This window comes from Micromonospora sp. NPDC005163 (genome assembly GCF_053599835.1).
On the sequence record NZ_JBSFYP010000001.1, the window covers coordinates 18023 to 32315 of the forward strand.

The window sequence follows — 14293 nt, forward strand, 5'->3', positions numbered from 1 at the left end:
GGTGAATGCCGACCACGCCGAGGAGCTGATCGTGATCAAGTCGTTCGACATCCGCCTGGCCGTTCGGGACATCGCCCCGTGACCGAGGCCTGGCGACCGGACGAGGACGACGAGCGCCGCGGAGCCATCGGACCGGTCAAGGTCCGGGTGCCGGCCAAGGTCAACCTGCACCTCGGGGTGGGCCCGCTGCGCCGCGACGGCTACCACGAGCTGAACACCGTCTACCACGCGATCTCCATCTACGACGAGCTGACCGCCCGTCGGGGCGACACGCTCGCCCTGACGATGGAGGGCGAAGGCACCGGCGAACTGGCGCTGGACGACACCAACCTGGTGATCCGCGCCGCGCACGCCCTGGCCGGGTACGCCGGGGTGCTGCCGCACGCCCGGCTGCACCTGCGCAAGCAGATCCCGCTCGCCGGCGGGCTGGCCGGCGGCAGCGCCGACGCCGCCGCCGCGCTGGTGGCCTGCGACGCGCTCTGGGGCACCGGGCTGTCCCGTGACGAGCTGGCCGGGATCGCCGCCGACCTCGGCTCCGACGTGCCGTTCCTGATCTACGGTGGCACCGCGCTGGGGACCGGCCGGGGTGAGGCGGTCAGCCCCGTGCTGGTACGCCCCACCTCCTGGCACTGGGTGGTGGCGATCGCCGACGGCGGCCTGTCCACCCCGGCCGCCTACCGCGAGTTGGACCGGCTCCGCGACGCCCGCACCGCCGGTGCCCCGCTGGGCAGCACCGACGCGCTGCTGGGCGCGCTGCGCCAGCGTGACCCCCGGGTGCTCGCCCGCACCCTCGGCAACGATCTCCAGGACGCGGCGCTGGCCATGCGCCCGGCGCTGGCCGACACCCTCAAGGCCGGCGAGGCGGCCGGTGCGCTCGCCGGCCTTGTCTCCGGCTCCGGCCCGACCTGTGTCTTCCTCGCCGCCGACGCGGCCGCCGCTGAGCGGATCGCCGCCGAGCTGACCGCCGTGGGCGTGTGCCGGGAGGCGCGGGTCGCGCACGGCCCGGTCGCCGGAGCCCGCGTCGGCTGACGTCCCGTCCCTCCCGCGCTGCGGGCGCGCGGCGCGGGAGGCTGGGGCGTCCGCGTACCCTTGTGGCAGGCGTCCAGGTGCCCGCCGGCACCGGGACGCCTTGATCATGAAGGGTGGAACGTGGCGAACATCGTCAATCTGGACCGGGTGTCCAAGGGGTACGGCGCCGCGGGGCGGCTGCTCACGGACGTCTCGCTCGGTCTGGACGACGCCGACCGGATCGGCGTGGTCGGCCTCAACGGCGCCGGCAAGTCCACCCTGCTGCGGCTGCTCACCAAGCAGGAGGATCCCGACGACGGCCGGGTCACCCACCGCCGCGACCTGCGGGTGCTCTGGCTGCCGCAGCAGCTCACCCTCGCCCCCGAGGCCACCGTCCGGGACGTCGTGCTCGGCACCGCCTGGCTCGCCGAGGGCATGGGCGCCGAGCACGAGTGGGCCGGTGACGCCGGGGTGCGCGCCATCCTCGATGGCCTCGGCATGCCGCACCTCGGCCTCGACCAGCCGGTCGGCCCGATGTCCGGCGGCGAACGGCGCCGGGTGGCGCTCGCCGCGCTGCTCGTGCGCGACTCCGACCTGCTGATCCTCGACGAGCCCACGAACCACCTCGACGTGGGCGGTGTCGACTGGCTGGCCCGGCACCTGGTCGGTCGCAAGGGTGCCCTGGTCGTGGTCACCCACGACCGGTGGTTCCTGGACGCGGTCTGCACCACCACGTGGGAGGTCGCCGACCAGACCGTCCGCGCCTACGAGGGCGGCTTCGCCGCCTGGATCCTGGCCCGCGCCGAGCGCGAGCGCGTCGCCGCCGCCACCGAGGCCCGCCGCCAGAACCTGCTTCGCAAGGAGATCGCCTGGCTGCGCCGCGGCCCGCCGGCGCGTACCTCGAAGCCCCAGTTCCGCATCGACGCCGCGAACGCCCTGATCGCCGACGTGCCGCCGGCGCGCGACACCATGTCGCTGCAGCGGATGGCCACCTCCCGGCTCGGCAAGCAGGTCTACGACCTGGAGAACGTCGAGCTGCACGCCGGCCCCAAGGAGATCCTGCGGGACGTCACCTGGCTGGTCGGGCCCGGCGACCGGATCGCGATCCTCGGCGCCAACGGCGCCGGCAAGACCACGCTGCTGCGGATGCTCGCCGGCATCACCCGCCCCGACGGTGGCCGGCTCGGCACCGGTACCACCGTGCGGCCGGCTTTTCTCTCCCAGGAGCTCGCCGAGCTGCCCGGGCACCTGCGCGTGCTCGAAGCCGTCGAGGAGGTCGCCCGCCGGGTCCAGCTCGGCGACCGGGAGGTCTCCGCCGCCCAGCTCGCCGAGGTCTTCGGCTTCGACGACCGACGGCTCTGGACCCCGGTCAGCGACCTCTCGGGCGGGGAACGCCGCCGGCTGCAGATGCTGCGGCTGCTCGCCGGGGAGCCCAACGTGCTGCTCTTCGACGAGCCCACCAACGACCTGGACACCGACACCCTCGCTGCCCTGGAGGACCTGCTCGACTCCTGGCCCGGCACGATCATCGTGGCCAGCCACGACCGCTACCTCATCGAACGGGTCACCGACACGGCGTACGGGATGTTCGGTGACGGCCGGCTGGTGCACCTGCCCGGAGGCGTCGACGAGTACCTCGCCCGGACCGCCGAGCGAGCCGGGCCCTCCCGGGCTGGCGCCACCCCGGGCGCCGGCCCGGCCGCCGTGCCGACCGGCACCGGCGCGACGGGAATGTCCGCCGCCGAGGTCCGACAGGCCCGCAAGGAGTTGACCCGGCTGGAACGCCAGCTCGGCAAGCTCGACCAGCGCGAGGCCACGCTGCTCGGCCAGCTCGCCGCCGACGCCACGGACTACGCCCGGGTCGCCGAATTGGACACCCAGCTCAAGGATCTGCGCGCCGAGCGGGAGCGGATCGAGGAGACCTGGATGACGCTCGCCGAGGACCTGCCCGAGACCTGATCCGGGCGGGGCGCGCCGCCCGGGGGCCGTGTGCGGCGTCACATCTCCGCGTGCGGGACAATCGTCCACGACACCTCACCCCACGGCGTTGGAGACTCAGATGGCCCACACCCCCGTCAACCACCCCGCGCGGCCGATCTACCGGGCGATCGGCGGGCTGACCGGTCTTTACCTGGTGGTCTTCGGTGTGCTCGGCATCATCGCGAGCGCCGGCAACGAGATTTTCGCGCAGGACGACACCAAGGTCCTCGGCCAGGGCACCAACATCGGCTTCTCGCTGCTCAGCGTGCTGCTCGGGCTCCTCGTGCTGGCTGGCACCGCACTCGGCCGCAACATCGACGTGGCGATCAACCAGTGGCTGGCGTACGCCCTGATGGTGATCAGCCTGGGCGGCCTCGCGTTCATCCGGACCGACGCCAACTTCCTCAACTTCAGCATCACCACCGTGGTCGTGGTGATGGCGGCGGCCCTGGTGCTGCTGATGGTCGGCATGTACGGCAAGGTCGGCACGGACGACGAGGCGGAGGCGTTCCAGAAGGCTCGCCTGGTGCTCTGAGTTCTTGCTGGTTGCGGTGGTGGGTTTTCGCCGGAGCCCGAGCTGCTCCGGCGGTCAGGCTTGATCCGTGCGCAGCTCGGGCTCCGGCGAAAACCTGACTCGGTCCGGCCTGCGGCGGACCTACCGCCTTTGTGGTTCTCCGGACAGCCCCCTCTGCCTCAGGTGACAATCCTCCTGAAATGGTCTTTCTCGGGTGGATGGGGATCAGGGCATGGCGCACTTTCCGGTGAACCATCCGGCACGGCCGCTCTACCGGGTCCTCGCCGGCCTGATCGGCGTCTACATCCTGGTCTTCGGCGTCTGGGGCGTCGCCCAGACGCTCGGAGATCCGCTCTTCAACCGGGGCAGCCACTGGGTGCTCGGGCTGCGCACCAACCTGGCCTTCTCGCTCGCCTCAGTGGTCTTCGGAGTCGTTCTGATCATCGGGGCGTCCCGGCGCACCAACCTCGGCCACTACATGAACCTCACGGCCGGCGTGGTGTTCCTGGTGACCAGCATCCTGATGATGTCCGTGCTGCAGACCGACGCGAACTTCCTCAACTTCTCGATGTCGACCGTGGTCGTGTCGATGCTGTTCGGCCTGATCCTTCTCGGCACCGGCCTGTACGACAAGGTCGGCCCCGAGGACCACGCCGAGGCGGAACGTCGCAACCGCAGTCACCCGGTGGCCGAGGTGCACACCCGCCGCTGACCGTGGTCAGCGTCGGCGGGCGGTGATCAGCGTCGGCTTCGCCTCCAGGTGGGACAACCCGTTCCACGCCAGGTTGACCAGGTGTGCCGCCACCGTCTCCTTGCGCGGCTTGCGCACCTCCAGCCACCAGCGGCCGGTCAGCGCCACCATGCCCACCAGCGACTGCGAGTACAGCTCCGCCAGCTTCGGGTCGTACCCGCGGCTCTTGAACTCGGCGCCCAGGATGTGCTCGACCTGGTGTGCCACGTCGTTCATCACGCTGATGAAGTTGCCCGTCGCGGACATCACCGGCGATTCGCGGACCAGCACCCGGAACCCGCTGGTCTCCTCCTCGATGTAGCCCAGCAGGGCCATCGCCGCCTGCTCGAGCAACTCCCTCGGGTGCCCGGCGGTCAAGGCCGTGGTGATCCGGTCGAGCAGTGCCCGGACCTCCCGGTCCACCACCACCGCGTAGAGCCCTTCCTTGCCGCCGAAGTGCTCGTACACCACCGGCTTGGAGACCTTGGCGCGGGCCGCCACCTCCTCGATGGAGGTGGCGTCGAAACCGCGCTCGGCGAAGAGTTGCCGGCCGGTCGCGATCAACTGCTCCCGCCGCTGGGCCGCTGACATGCGGACCCGGGAGGTGGGTTTGGCGGGTGGAGCCGGCGTCGCACGCCGGCCCCCCGCTCCGTCTTTGAGCTCAGGCATGTCGCCGCCTCGCTGGCGCTCGGTCACGCCCTGCCGTGGGATGGTGCCTCCGCTGTGCCCGTTCACGTCGTCGCCTCACTGGCGGGCGGTCCGACCGCCCAGCCGCGCCGTCCGACCGTACCCGGATCGGGCCCGGCTCCCCGGCCGCCGAGCCGTCCGGTCCCCCCGCGTCGCTCGGTCACCCGGCCATCCTGCCAGGCGGCCTCCCGGAGCACCGCCCGCTTTTAGCGGGGTGCGACCGGCTTCACCAGCTTCGCCGCGAGACGCTCCGGCTTCGGCCAGCGCACCTGCGACGCGGCGCCGACCTTCTCGAACAGCCAGATCACCCGGGCGGAGATGTCCACCTGACCACGCAGCACGCCGTGTCGGGCGCTGGTCGGGTCGGCGTGGTGCAGGTTGTGCCAGCTCTCGCCGAACGACAGGATCGCCAGCGGCCAGAAGTTCGACGCCCGGTCGCCCTGGCGCATGGCGAACGGACGCTCGCCGTAGACGTGGCAGACCGAGTTGATCGCCCAGGTGACGTGGTGCAGCAGGCCGATCCGGACCAGCCCGGCCCAGAAGAACGCGGTGAGCGCGCCCTGCCAGGACCAGGTCACCAGGCCGCCGATCAGCGCCGGGCCGAGCAGCGAGATGGCGACCAGCAGCGGGAAGAGTCGGTCCACCCGGCGGATGTCATGGTCGGCCAGCAGGTCGGGGGCGAACCGCTCACGATTGGACAGCTCGCGCCGGAACAACCAGCCGACGTGGGCGTGGAACAGGCCCCGGGTCAGTGCCCAGAGGCTGGTGCCGAAGCGCCACGGCGAGTGCGGGTCGCCCTCCAGGTCGGAGAAGGCGTGGTGCCGTCGGTGGTCGGCCACCCACTGGATGATCTCGCCCTGCACCGCCAACGAACCCGCGACCGCCAACGTCACCCGCAGCCACCGCTTGGCCTTGAACGAGCCGTGCGTGAAGTAGCGGTGGAAGCCGACCGTGATGCCGAGCCCGGAGACCACGTACCAGACCAGGCCGATGGCGATGTCGGTCCAGCCCAGCCAGCCGCCCCACGCCACCGGCACGGCGACCAGCAGGGCGACGAAGGGGATCACGACGAAGGCCCAGAGGGCGACCAGGATGCCGGGGGACTGGCTGCCGTCGGTGAGGGGTTTCGGGCCGGGCCCGGCGGTGTTGGGTTCGAGCAGAGCGGTCGACATGGGACCTCGCAGAGGGGACGGAAACGATCACGAAGCTACGCCTACGTCACCGTAACTTACGGCACCGTAGATCGCACGGGGAACTTTCCGAAGTCGTGCTGAGGGCCAGGTCAGAGCCCTGATCAGGGCTGCGGGCAGTGGTGCCGTCGGCCCCATCCCGGCAGGGCCGGGGCGGCGCTGCGGGTCGCGATGTGCGGTCGGGAGGCATCGAGGTTCGGCGTTGTCGACGACGCCCCCGAGGTGATCCCCCTTCGTCCGGATCCGCCCGTCCGGGCCGCCGCCGCCTGGGCGTGGCGGAATGAGCGATGGCGTCCGGCGGGCGGGGCGCTAAGGTGTAGCGGCGGGATCCCCATCCCCGGATGTGACGCGCTCGCGTTGCTGATCGGCCGTGGTGTAATTGGCAACACCCGGGTCTTTGGTACCCGTATTTCAGGTTCGAACCCTGGCGGCCGAGCTGCCCCCTAAGTCTGGTTTAGGTTCCAGTGGGGTAAGGCGGAGACGTTCCCGGCGGCGCGGTTAGCATGACCGCGAGAGTGTCCGCCGTCCCGACGGGAGCCACATCGTGCCCCAGCCCCACCTTCGTACCGTCGTCGTGCTCGCCGCCGGTGAGGGCAAGCGGATGAAGTCGACACTGCCCAAGGTGCTGCACCCCCTGCTCGGCCGGACCCTGCTCGGTCACGTGCTGAGCGCGGCCGCGCCGCTGGCCGCCGACCGCACCGTCGTGGTGGTGGGGCACGGCGCCGACCAGGTCCGGGGCCACCTGACCGAGGTCGCCCCGGAGGCCACGCCGGTGCTCCAGGCCGAGCAGCTCGGCACCGGGCACGCCGTCCGCATCGCGCTGGACGCCGTGCCCGAGGGCGCCGGCACGGTCGTGGTGATCAACGGGGACGTGCCGCTGTTGCGGCCGGAGACGGTGGGCGCGCTGGTGTCCGCACACGAGGAGGCCGGCGCGGCGGCCACCGTGCTGGCCGCCGAGGTGCCCGACCCGACCGGGCTCGGGCGGATCGTCCGGGACGACGACGGTCGGCTGGAGCAGATCGTCGAGGAGCGCGACGCCGACGCTGCGCAGCGCGCGATCCGGGAGATCAACGCCGGTATCTACGCGTTCGACGCGGTGCGGCTGCGCGACGCGCTGGGCAAGCTCTCCACCGACAACGATCAGGGTGAGGAGTACCTGACCGACGTCTTCGGCCTGCTCCGCTCGGCCGGCGAGCCGGTCGCGGTGCACGTGGCCGTGGACCACGTCGAGACGTTGGGCTGCAACGACCGGGTGGAGCTGGCGACGCTGCGCCGGCTGCTGCGCGACCGGGTCAACGAGGCGTGGATGCGCACCGGCGTGAGCCTGCTCGACCCGGTGACCACCTGGATCGACGTGACGGTGGCCTTGGACCGCGACGCGGTGATCGACCAGAACACCCAGCTGCGCGGCGGCACCGTGGTCGGGGCGGGCGCGCAGATCGGCCCGGACGTCACGCTGATCGACACGGTGGTCGGCGCGGGCGCGACCGTTCTGCGCAGCCACGCGGTGGGCGCCGAGATCGGGCCGGGGGCCAGCGTCGGGCCGTACGCGTACCTGCGCCCGGACGCGCGGTTGGCGGAGAAGGCCAAGGTCGGCACGTTCGTCGAGGTGAAGAACTCCGAGGTCGGCCCGGGTGCGAAGGTGCCGCACCTGTCGTACGTGGGTGACGCGACGATCGGCGCGAAGGCGAACATCGGCGCGGCGACGATCTTCGTCAACTACGATGGGGTGCACAAGAACCGGACGGTCGTGGGCGAGGGCGCGTTCGTCGGCTGCGACACGAGCCTGATCGCACCGGTCGAGGTGGGCGCCGGGGCGTACGTGGCGGCGGGTAGCGCGATCGCTCAGGATGTGCCGCCGGGCGCGCTCGGGGTGACCCGCGCGCCGCAGCGCAACATCGAGGGCTGGGTGGCGCGCAAGCGCCCCGGAACGGTCTCCGCGGCGGCGGCCGAGCGTGCGCTGCGGGCTGCTGAGGGTGCGTCGGGTGTGGCCGGTACCGCAAGCGACAGTGAGGCAATGCACGGGCAGACCGAGACGGTGGGCGGCACCTCCGGCACGGGAGATACTGCAACCGAATAGTCCCCGACCCACCACCACCGGGCCGGGTACCACCGACAAACGGGAGCAGACGGGCCCATGGGCAGCATCGTCGCCGAAAACCGCAAAAGCCTGATGCTCTTCTCCGGACGTGGTTTTCCGGAGCTGGCCAAGGAGATCGGCGAGGTGCTCGGCGTCGCGCCGACGCCGGCCGACGCGTACGAGTTCGCCAACGGCGAGATCTTCGTACGGTTCAAGGACTCGGTCCGTGGTTCGGACGCCTTCGTGGTGCAGTCCGTGACGCACGGGGTGAACACCTGGGTCATGGAGACCCTGATCATGGTGGACGCGCTGAAGCGGGGGTCGGCCAAGCGGATCACCGTGGTGCTGCCGTTCTACCCGTACGCGCGGCAGGACAAGAAGCACCGGGGTCGGGAGCCGATCTCGGCCCGGCTGGTGGCGGACCTGCTGAAGACGGCCGGCGCGAACCGGATCCTCACCGTCGACCTGCACACCGCGCAGATCCAGGGCTTCTTCGACGGCCCGGTCGACCACCTCTTCGCGATGGACATCCTGGCCGAGTACGTGGAGCGCAAGTACGCCGGCCGGCCGATGACCGTGGTGGCACCGGATTCGGGTCGGGTGCGGGTGGCCGAGCGGTGGACCGACCGGCTGGGCGGTTGCCCGCTGGCGTTCATCCACAAGACCCGCGACCCGATGAAGCCGAACCAGGTGGTGGCCAACCGGGTGGTCGGCGAGGTCGAGGGTCGGGTCTGCCTGATCGTCGACGACATGATCGACACCGGGGGCACGATCACCGGCGCGGCGGACATCCTCAAGGAGTCGGGCGCGGCGGAGATCGTCGTCGCGTCCACCCACGCGCTGCTGTCGGACCCGGCCACCGAGCGGCTGAAGAACAGCTCGATCAGCGAGGTCGTGGTGACCAACACGCTGCCGTTGCCACCGGAGAAGCAGCTGGACAAGCTGACCGTGCTGTCGATCGCGCCGCTGCTGGCGCGGGCGATCCGGGAGGTCTTCGACGACGGCTCGGTGACCACCCTCTTCGGTGGCCTGAGCTGAGCGTCGCGCTGCGGTGAGGGCCCGTTCCCGCCGGCGTCCCAGCCGGCGGGAACGGCCCTCAGCGGCGTCGGGCGCGCGTCCGGCGCCCGTTTGTGAGTGGTGACCTGGGGACTGCCGGAAACCTCGGAATCAGCTCGGGTAGACTGGTGCGGTTGCCACGGCGAGGGTGCCCGGCGGGCCGCTGAATAGCGCCGCACGGAGGCACCGTCATCGACGCGGTGCTCCGGGCAGTCGTTCATGACGCATGAGCCCCAGCGAGCCCCTCGCCCCAGCACCGCAAGACGACAAGCCGCCGCAGCGAAAGCATCAGGAGTTTCCCCGTGTCCGAGGTAAAGATCAGCGCCGAGCCCCGTACCGAGTTCGGCAAGGGTGGTGCCCGTCGTACCCGCCGGGCCGGCAAGGTGCCCGCCGTGCTGTACGGCCACGGCGAGAAGCCCAAGCACATCGCGCTGCCGTCCCGGGAGTTCGCCGCGGCGATCCGCAAGGGTGGCGCCAACCAGCTCTTCGCGATCGACATCACCGACGGCACCCAGGTGCTGGCGCTGCCGAAGGCGATCCAGCGTGACCCGATTCGCGACACCTTCGAGCACGTCGACCTCATCCTGGTCCGCCGGGGCGAGAAGGTCACCGTCGAGGTCCCGATCCAGCTGACCGGTGAGGCCGCACGGGACACCCTGATCGTGCACGACCACGACACCCTCTCGGTGACCGCCGACGCCACCAAGGTGCCGGACCACCTCGAGGCGTCGATCGAGGGCCTGGAGGCGGGCTCCCAGGTGACCGCCGCTGACGTGCAGTTGCCGGCCGGTGTCGAGCTGGCCGTCGACCCGGAGCTGACGGTCGCCGCGGTGACCGCCGCGCCGACCGCCGAGCAGCTCGAGGCGACGCTGCCGGAGGTCGAGGAGGCCACCGAGGAGGCCGAGGCCGAGGTCGGCGAGGGCACCGAGGGCTCCGAGGGCGCGGACGCCGCCCCGACCGCCGAGGGCGGGGAGAACACCGAGGCGCGCACCGAGGCCTGATCGGTTCGTACTGTGCGGCAGGCGTCCCCGAGCGTTCGGGGGCGCCTGTTGTCGTATCGGGAGTCGGTGGGACGGACATCGGGAGGGGCGGGTCGTGACGGACGAGGCGGGGCCGTGGCTGGTGGTCGGCCTGGGAAACCCGGGCCGGGAGTACGCCGGGAACCGGCACAACGTCGGGTTCATGGTGGCGGACCTGCTGGCCGGGCGGATCGGCGCGCGGTTCGGCCGGCACAAGCGGGCGGTTGCCGAGGTGGCCGAGGGGCGACTGGGTTTCGGCGGGCCGAAGCTGGTGCTGGTCAAGCCACTGACGTACATGAATCTGTCCGGCGGGCCGGTGGTGGCGCTGGCGCAGTTCTACAAGGTGCCGCCGGCGCAGGTGATCGCGACGCACGACGAGCTGGACATCGGGTACGGCCAGGTGCGGGTCAAGTGCGGTGGCGGCGAGGGTGGGCACAACGGCCTGCGCTCGATGTCGAAGTCGCTGGGCACCAAGGAGTACATCCGGGTGCGGTTCGGCGTCGGCCGGCCGCCGGGGCGGCAGGACCCGGCGGATTACGTGCTGTCGGATTTCGGCGCGGCGGAGCGCAAGGAGTTGGATTTCCTGGTGGACCGGGCTGCCGACGTGGTGGAGTCGGTGATCGTCAAGGGTGTGGAGCCGACGCAGAACCTCTACCACGGCGGTTGAGACTGTCGGGGAAGTCCCGCACCGGGTTGGCGGGCCGGTAGTCTGCGCCTTTCGGCGTGCCGCGATCGGCGACGCGGGTCGCGGCGCGGCGATCCGGGTGGGCAGGGGTCGCGGCGAGGCGACGGGAGCGGGCAATGAGCAGTCCTCCGATGATCGACGGCGCGTTCGCCCGGTGGTTGGCCGCCCGGGCCGGTCAGGCGCTGCTCGACCTGCGGGCGGAGCTGGGCTTCGCGGACGCCGGCGCGCTGAAGTCGGCCGGGGACAAGGTGTCGCACGACCTGATCCGTACGGAGCTGGCGAAGTGGCGGCCGGGCGACGCGGTGCTCTCCGAGGAGGACGAGGGGTCGCGGCTGGCCTGGGCGGCCGAGGTGAACGCCGAGGCGGTGTCCCGGTTGGCCGCCGACCGGGTGTGGATCATCGATCCGTTGGACGGCACCCGGGAGTTCGCCGAGGAGGGCCGCTCTGACTGGGCGGTGCACGTGGCGCTCTGGGCCCGCAGCGCGCCGAGCCCGCACGGGCTCGTCGCCGGCGCGGTGGGACTGCCGGCGCAGCACCGGGTGCTGGGCACGGACTATCCGCCGGCGTACCCACCGATGACGGTGGAGGCCGCGACGGCCGGCACGCGGGTGATCCGGTTGGCGGGGAGCCGGAGCCGGCCGCCGGTGTTCCTCACCGACCTGGCCGAGGAAGTGGCGGCGAAACTGGTGCCGATGGGGTCGGCCGGGGCGAAGATCGCCGCGGTGATCAACGGTGAGGTGGACGCCTACATTCACGCCGGCGGGCAGTACGAGTGGGACTCGGCGGCGCCGGTGGCTGTGGCGACGGCCACCGGACTGCACGCTTCCCGGATCGACGGTTCTGCGCTGAGATACAACGAGGCGGATCCGCGCCTGCCGGACCTGCTGGTCTGCCGCAGGGATCTCGCCCCCCGGTTGCTTGCAGCGCTGCAGAGGCATTCCGGGTAGCCTGAGGCACTTCTTGACATGCCCGACCGGAAAGGTCTGGAAATCGGATGAGCGAGCGAATCGAGCCGGTGTCATGACCACCCCCGCGGCCTACCGGGTCTCCCATCTGGACGCGCTGGAGGCGGAGAGCATCTTCGTGATGCGCGAGGTGGTCGCCGAGATGGAGCGCCCGGTGCTGCTCTTCTCCGGCGGCAAGGACTCGATCGTCATGCTGCGGCTCGCGCAGAAGGCGTTCGCCCCGGCCAACATCCCCTTCCCGGTCATGCACGTGGACACCGGGCACAACTTCCCCGAGGTTCTCGAATACCGCGACCAGCGGGTCGCCGAGCTGGGGTTGCAGCTCGTCGTGGCGAGCGTGCCGGAGGCGCTGACCAGCGGGCTGGTCCGGGAGTCCGGCGACGGCATGCGCAACCGGATCCAGACGCCGGTGCTGCTGGACGCGGTGGAGAAGCACCGCTTCGACGCGCTGTTCGGTGGTGCCCGCCGGGACGAGGAGAAGGCCCGGGCCAAGGAGCGAATGTTCAGCTTCCGCGACGAGTTCGGCCAGTGGGACCCGAAGAACCAGCGGCCGGAGCTGTGGTCGCTCTACAACGGCCGGCACCATCCGGGCGAATCGATCCGGGTCTTTCCGCTGTCCAACTGGACCGAGCTGGACGTGTGGCACTACGTCGCCCGGGAGCGGATCCCGCTGCCGTCGATCTACTACGCGCACGAGCGTGAGGTGATCGAGCGGGACGGGATGTTCTACGCGGTCAACGAGTTCTTCCGTCCCCGGGCGGGTGAGGAGCGCTTCAAAGCGCAGGTGCGCTATCGCACCGTGGGCGACGCCTCCTGCACCGCGGCGGTCCGCTCGGACGCGGACACCGTGGAGAAGGTCATCGAGGAGGTGGCGGCCACCCGGATCACCGAGCGCGGCGCGACCCGCGGTGACGACCGGGTCAGCGAGGCCGCCATGGAGGACCGCAAGCGGGAGGGCTACTTCTGATGACCACCGAGATCGTGGCCCCGGCTCCCGAAGCCCGGCCGATGGACCTGCTGCGGTTCGCCACCGCCGGCAGCGTGGACGACGGCAAGTCGACCCTGATCGGCCGGCTGCTCTACGACACCAAGTCGCTCTTCACCGACCAGTTGGCCGCGGTGGAGGCGGTCAGCGCGGCGCGTGGGGACGAGTACACCAACCTGGCTCTGCTCACCGACGGCCTGCGGGCCGAGCGCGAGCAGGGCATCACCATCGACGTGGCGTACCGGTACTTCGCCACGCCGCGACGCAAGTTCATCATCGCGGACACCCCCGGGCACATCCAGTACACCCGCAACATGGTCACCGGGGCGTCCACCGCCGACCTGGCGCTGATCCTGGTGGACGCGCGCAAGGGCCTGGTCGAGCAGTCCCGCCGGCACGCGTTCCTCTGCTCCCTGCTGCGGGTGCCGCACCTGGTCCTCTGCGTCAACAAGATGGACCTGGTGGACTGGTCGCAGGAGGTCTACGAGCGGATCGCCGACGAGTTCACCGCGTTCGCCGCGAAGCTCGACGTGCCGGACCTGACCGTGGTGCCCGTCTCCGCGCTGCGCGGCGACAACATCGTCACCCGGTCGGAGAACATGCCTTGGTATGAGGGCCCGTCGTTGCTGCACCACCTGGAGCGGGTGCACATCGCCAGCGACCGCAACCTGGTCGACGTGCGGTTCCCGGTGCAGTACGTGATCCGGCCGCAGTCCACCACGGTCACCGACTACCGCGGCTACGCCGGCCAGGTCGCCTCCGGCGTGCTGAAGCCGGGCGACGAGGTGATGGTGCTGCCCTCCGGCTTCACCAGCCGGATCGCCGCGGTGGAGACCGCCGACGGGCCGGTCGCGGAGGCGTTCCCACCGATGTCGGTGACGGTACGGCTGGCCGACGAGATCGACATCTCCCGGGGTGACCTGATCTGCCGGCCGAACAACGCGCCGGCGGTGGCACAGGACATCGAGGCGATGGTCTGCTGGATGGACGAGACCCTCCCGTTGCAGGTCGGCGGCCGGTACGCGATCAAGCACACCACCCGGTCGGCGCGGGCGATCGTGCGCGGGCTGCACTACCGGCTGGACATCAACTCGCTGCACCGCGACGAGACGGCCGACGCGCTGCGGCTCAACGAGATCGGCCGTGTGCGACTGCGCACCACGGTGCCGCTGCTGGCCGACGAGTACCGGCGTAACCGGACCACCGGCGGTTTCGTCATCATCGACGAGGCCACCAACCGCACCGTCGGCGCCGGCATGATCGTCGAAGCCAGCTGATCCTGGGCTCGGCCCGGCCAGGTCGCCCGCAAGATCACGCTCCAACCAGGGACTAGTGGCCTCGCCCGATGGGCGAGGCCACTACTTCCACGAACGAGCACGATCTCGCCGCCGGGG

13 protein-coding genes and 1 tRNA gene are annotated in these 14293 nt (G+C 71.2%); 12 read left to right on the forward strand and 2 right to left on the reverse strand.

Annotation, left to right across the window (positions count from 1 at the left end; genetic code table 11):
- Positions 1–78 precede the first annotated feature (78 nt).
- The 4 genes from ACWD6N_RS00100 to ACWD6N_RS00115 all read left to right on the forward strand — a co-directional run bounded on the left by ACWD6N_RS00100 (position 79) and on the right by ACWD6N_RS00115 (position 4214).
- Positions 79–1029, forward strand: coding sequence for a 4-(cytidine 5'-diphospho)-2-C-methyl-D-erythritol kinase (locus ACWD6N_RS00100; protein ID WP_354964610.1), 951 nt, complete (start codon positions 79–81; stop codon positions 1027–1029).
- A 120-nt stretch (positions 1030–1149) separates the two neighbouring features.
- On the forward strand, positions 1150–2967 hold the full coding sequence (locus ACWD6N_RS00105; protein ID WP_354964611.1) for an ABC-F family ATP-binding cassette domain-containing protein: 1818 nt from the start codon (positions 1150–1152) through the stop codon (positions 2965–2967).
- A 100-nt stretch (positions 2968–3067) separates the two neighbouring features.
- Entirely contained in the window at positions 3068–3523 is a 456-nt protein-coding gene (locus tag ACWD6N_RS00110) for a DUF4383 domain-containing protein (RefSeq protein WP_354964612.1), read from the forward strand.
- A gap of 211 nt (positions 3524–3734) precedes the next feature.
- Complete coding sequence (locus ACWD6N_RS00115) at positions 3735–4214, forward strand: DUF4383 domain-containing protein (RefSeq protein WP_354964613.1); 480 nt, start codon at positions 3735–3737, stop codon at positions 4212–4214.
- A 6-nt stretch (positions 4215–4220) separates the two neighbouring features.
- Here ACWD6N_RS00115 and ACWD6N_RS00120 read toward each other — a convergent pair whose 3' ends face one another.
- Positions 4221–4901 (reverse strand): TetR family transcriptional regulator, encoded by a 681-nt coding sequence (locus ACWD6N_RS00120; RefSeq protein ID WP_387323209.1) that lies wholly within the window; start codon positions 4899–4901, stop codon positions 4221–4223.
- Between the two features lie 224 nt (positions 4902–5125).
- Positions 5126–6091 (reverse strand): acyl-CoA desaturase, encoded by a 966-nt coding sequence (locus ACWD6N_RS00125; RefSeq protein ID WP_354964614.1) that lies wholly within the window; start codon positions 6089–6091, stop codon positions 5126–5128.
- Positions 6092–6473: 382 nt separating this feature from the next.
- Here ACWD6N_RS00125 and ACWD6N_RS00130 point away from each other — a divergent pair.
- From ACWD6N_RS00130 to ACWD6N_RS00165, 8 genes are all read left to right on the forward strand, one after another.
- Positions 6474–6545: transfer RNA gene (locus tag ACWD6N_RS00130), tRNA-Gln, on the forward strand.
- Between the two features lie 105 nt (positions 6546–6650).
- A complete protein-coding gene (gene glmU / locus ACWD6N_RS00135; RefSeq protein ID WP_449938233.1) occupies positions 6651–8189 on the forward strand; it encodes a bifunctional UDP-N-acetylglucosamine diphosphorylase/glucosamine-1-phosphate N-acetyltransferase GlmU in 1539 nt (512 codons plus the stop codon).
- A 57-nt stretch (positions 8190–8246) separates the two neighbouring features.
- Entirely contained in the window at positions 8247–9227 is a 981-nt protein-coding gene (locus ACWD6N_RS00140) for a ribose-phosphate diphosphokinase (RefSeq protein WP_354964615.1), read from the forward strand.
- Between the two features lie 320 nt (positions 9228–9547).
- Positions 9548–10246: a 50S ribosomal protein L25/general stress protein Ctc gene (locus ACWD6N_RS00145; RefSeq protein WP_354964616.1), complete on the forward strand. Its 699-nt coding sequence runs from the start codon at positions 9548–9550 to the stop codon at positions 10244–10246.
- Between the two features lie 94 nt (positions 10247–10340).
- Positions 10341–10931 carry an aminoacyl-tRNA hydrolase gene (pth, locus tag ACWD6N_RS00150; RefSeq protein WP_354964617.1) on the forward strand — a complete coding sequence of 197 codons (591 nt, stop codon included), beginning with the start codon at positions 10341–10343 and terminating at the stop codon, positions 10929–10931.
- A gap of 134 nt (positions 10932–11065) precedes the next feature.
- Positions 11066–11896, forward strand: coding sequence for an inositol monophosphatase family protein (locus tag ACWD6N_RS00155; protein ID WP_450004257.1), 831 nt, complete (start codon positions 11066–11068; stop codon positions 11894–11896).
- A 73-nt stretch (positions 11897–11969) separates the two neighbouring features.
- Positions 11970–12881 (forward strand): sulfate adenylyltransferase subunit CysD, encoded by a 912-nt coding sequence (gene cysD, locus ACWD6N_RS00160; RefSeq protein WP_354964619.1) that lies wholly within the window; start codon positions 11970–11972, stop codon positions 12879–12881.
- Positions 12881–14176 carry a sulfate adenylyltransferase subunit 1 gene (locus ACWD6N_RS00165; protein ID WP_450004258.1) on the forward strand — a complete coding sequence of 432 codons (1296 nt, stop codon included), beginning with the start codon at positions 12881–12883 and terminating at the stop codon, positions 14174–14176. The genes cysD and ACWD6N_RS00165 overlap by 1 nt, the downstream gene beginning before the upstream one ends.
- Positions 14177–14293: the final 117 nt, after the last annotated feature.

Excerpts from the sequence above, each read along its gene's own strand:
- ACWD6N_RS00110 (WP_354964612.1), top strand. The coding sequence starts at position 3,068 with ATGGCCCACACCCCCGTCAACCACCCCGCGCGGCCGATCTACCGGGCG.
- ACWD6N_RS00115 (WP_354964613.1), top strand. The coding sequence starts at position 3,735 with ATGGCGCACTTTCCGGTGAACCATCCGGCACGGCCGCTCTACCGGGTC.
- ACWD6N_RS00120 (WP_387323209.1), bottom strand. The coding sequence starts at position 4,901 with ATGCCTGAGCTCAAAGACGGAGCGGGGGGCCGGCGTGCGACGCCGGCT.
- ACWD6N_RS00125 (WP_354964614.1), bottom strand. The coding sequence starts at position 6,091 with ATGTCGACCGCTCTGCTCGAACCCAACACCGCCGGGCCCGGCCCGAAA.
- ACWD6N_RS00140 (WP_354964615.1), top strand. The coding sequence starts at position 8,247 with ATGGGCAGCATCGTCGCCGAAAACCGCAAAAGCCTGATGCTCTTCTCC.
- ACWD6N_RS00155 (WP_450004257.1), top strand. The coding sequence starts at position 11,066 with ATGAGCAGTCCTCCGATGATCGACGGCGCGTTCGCCCGGTGGTTGGCC.
- cysD (WP_354964619.1), top strand. The coding sequence starts at position 11,970 with ATGACCACCCCCGCGGCCTACCGGGTCTCCCATCTGGACGCGCTGGAG.
- ACWD6N_RS00165 (WP_450004258.1), top strand. The coding sequence starts at position 12,881 with ATGACCACCGAGATCGTGGCCCCGGCTCCCGAAGCCCGGCCGATGGAC.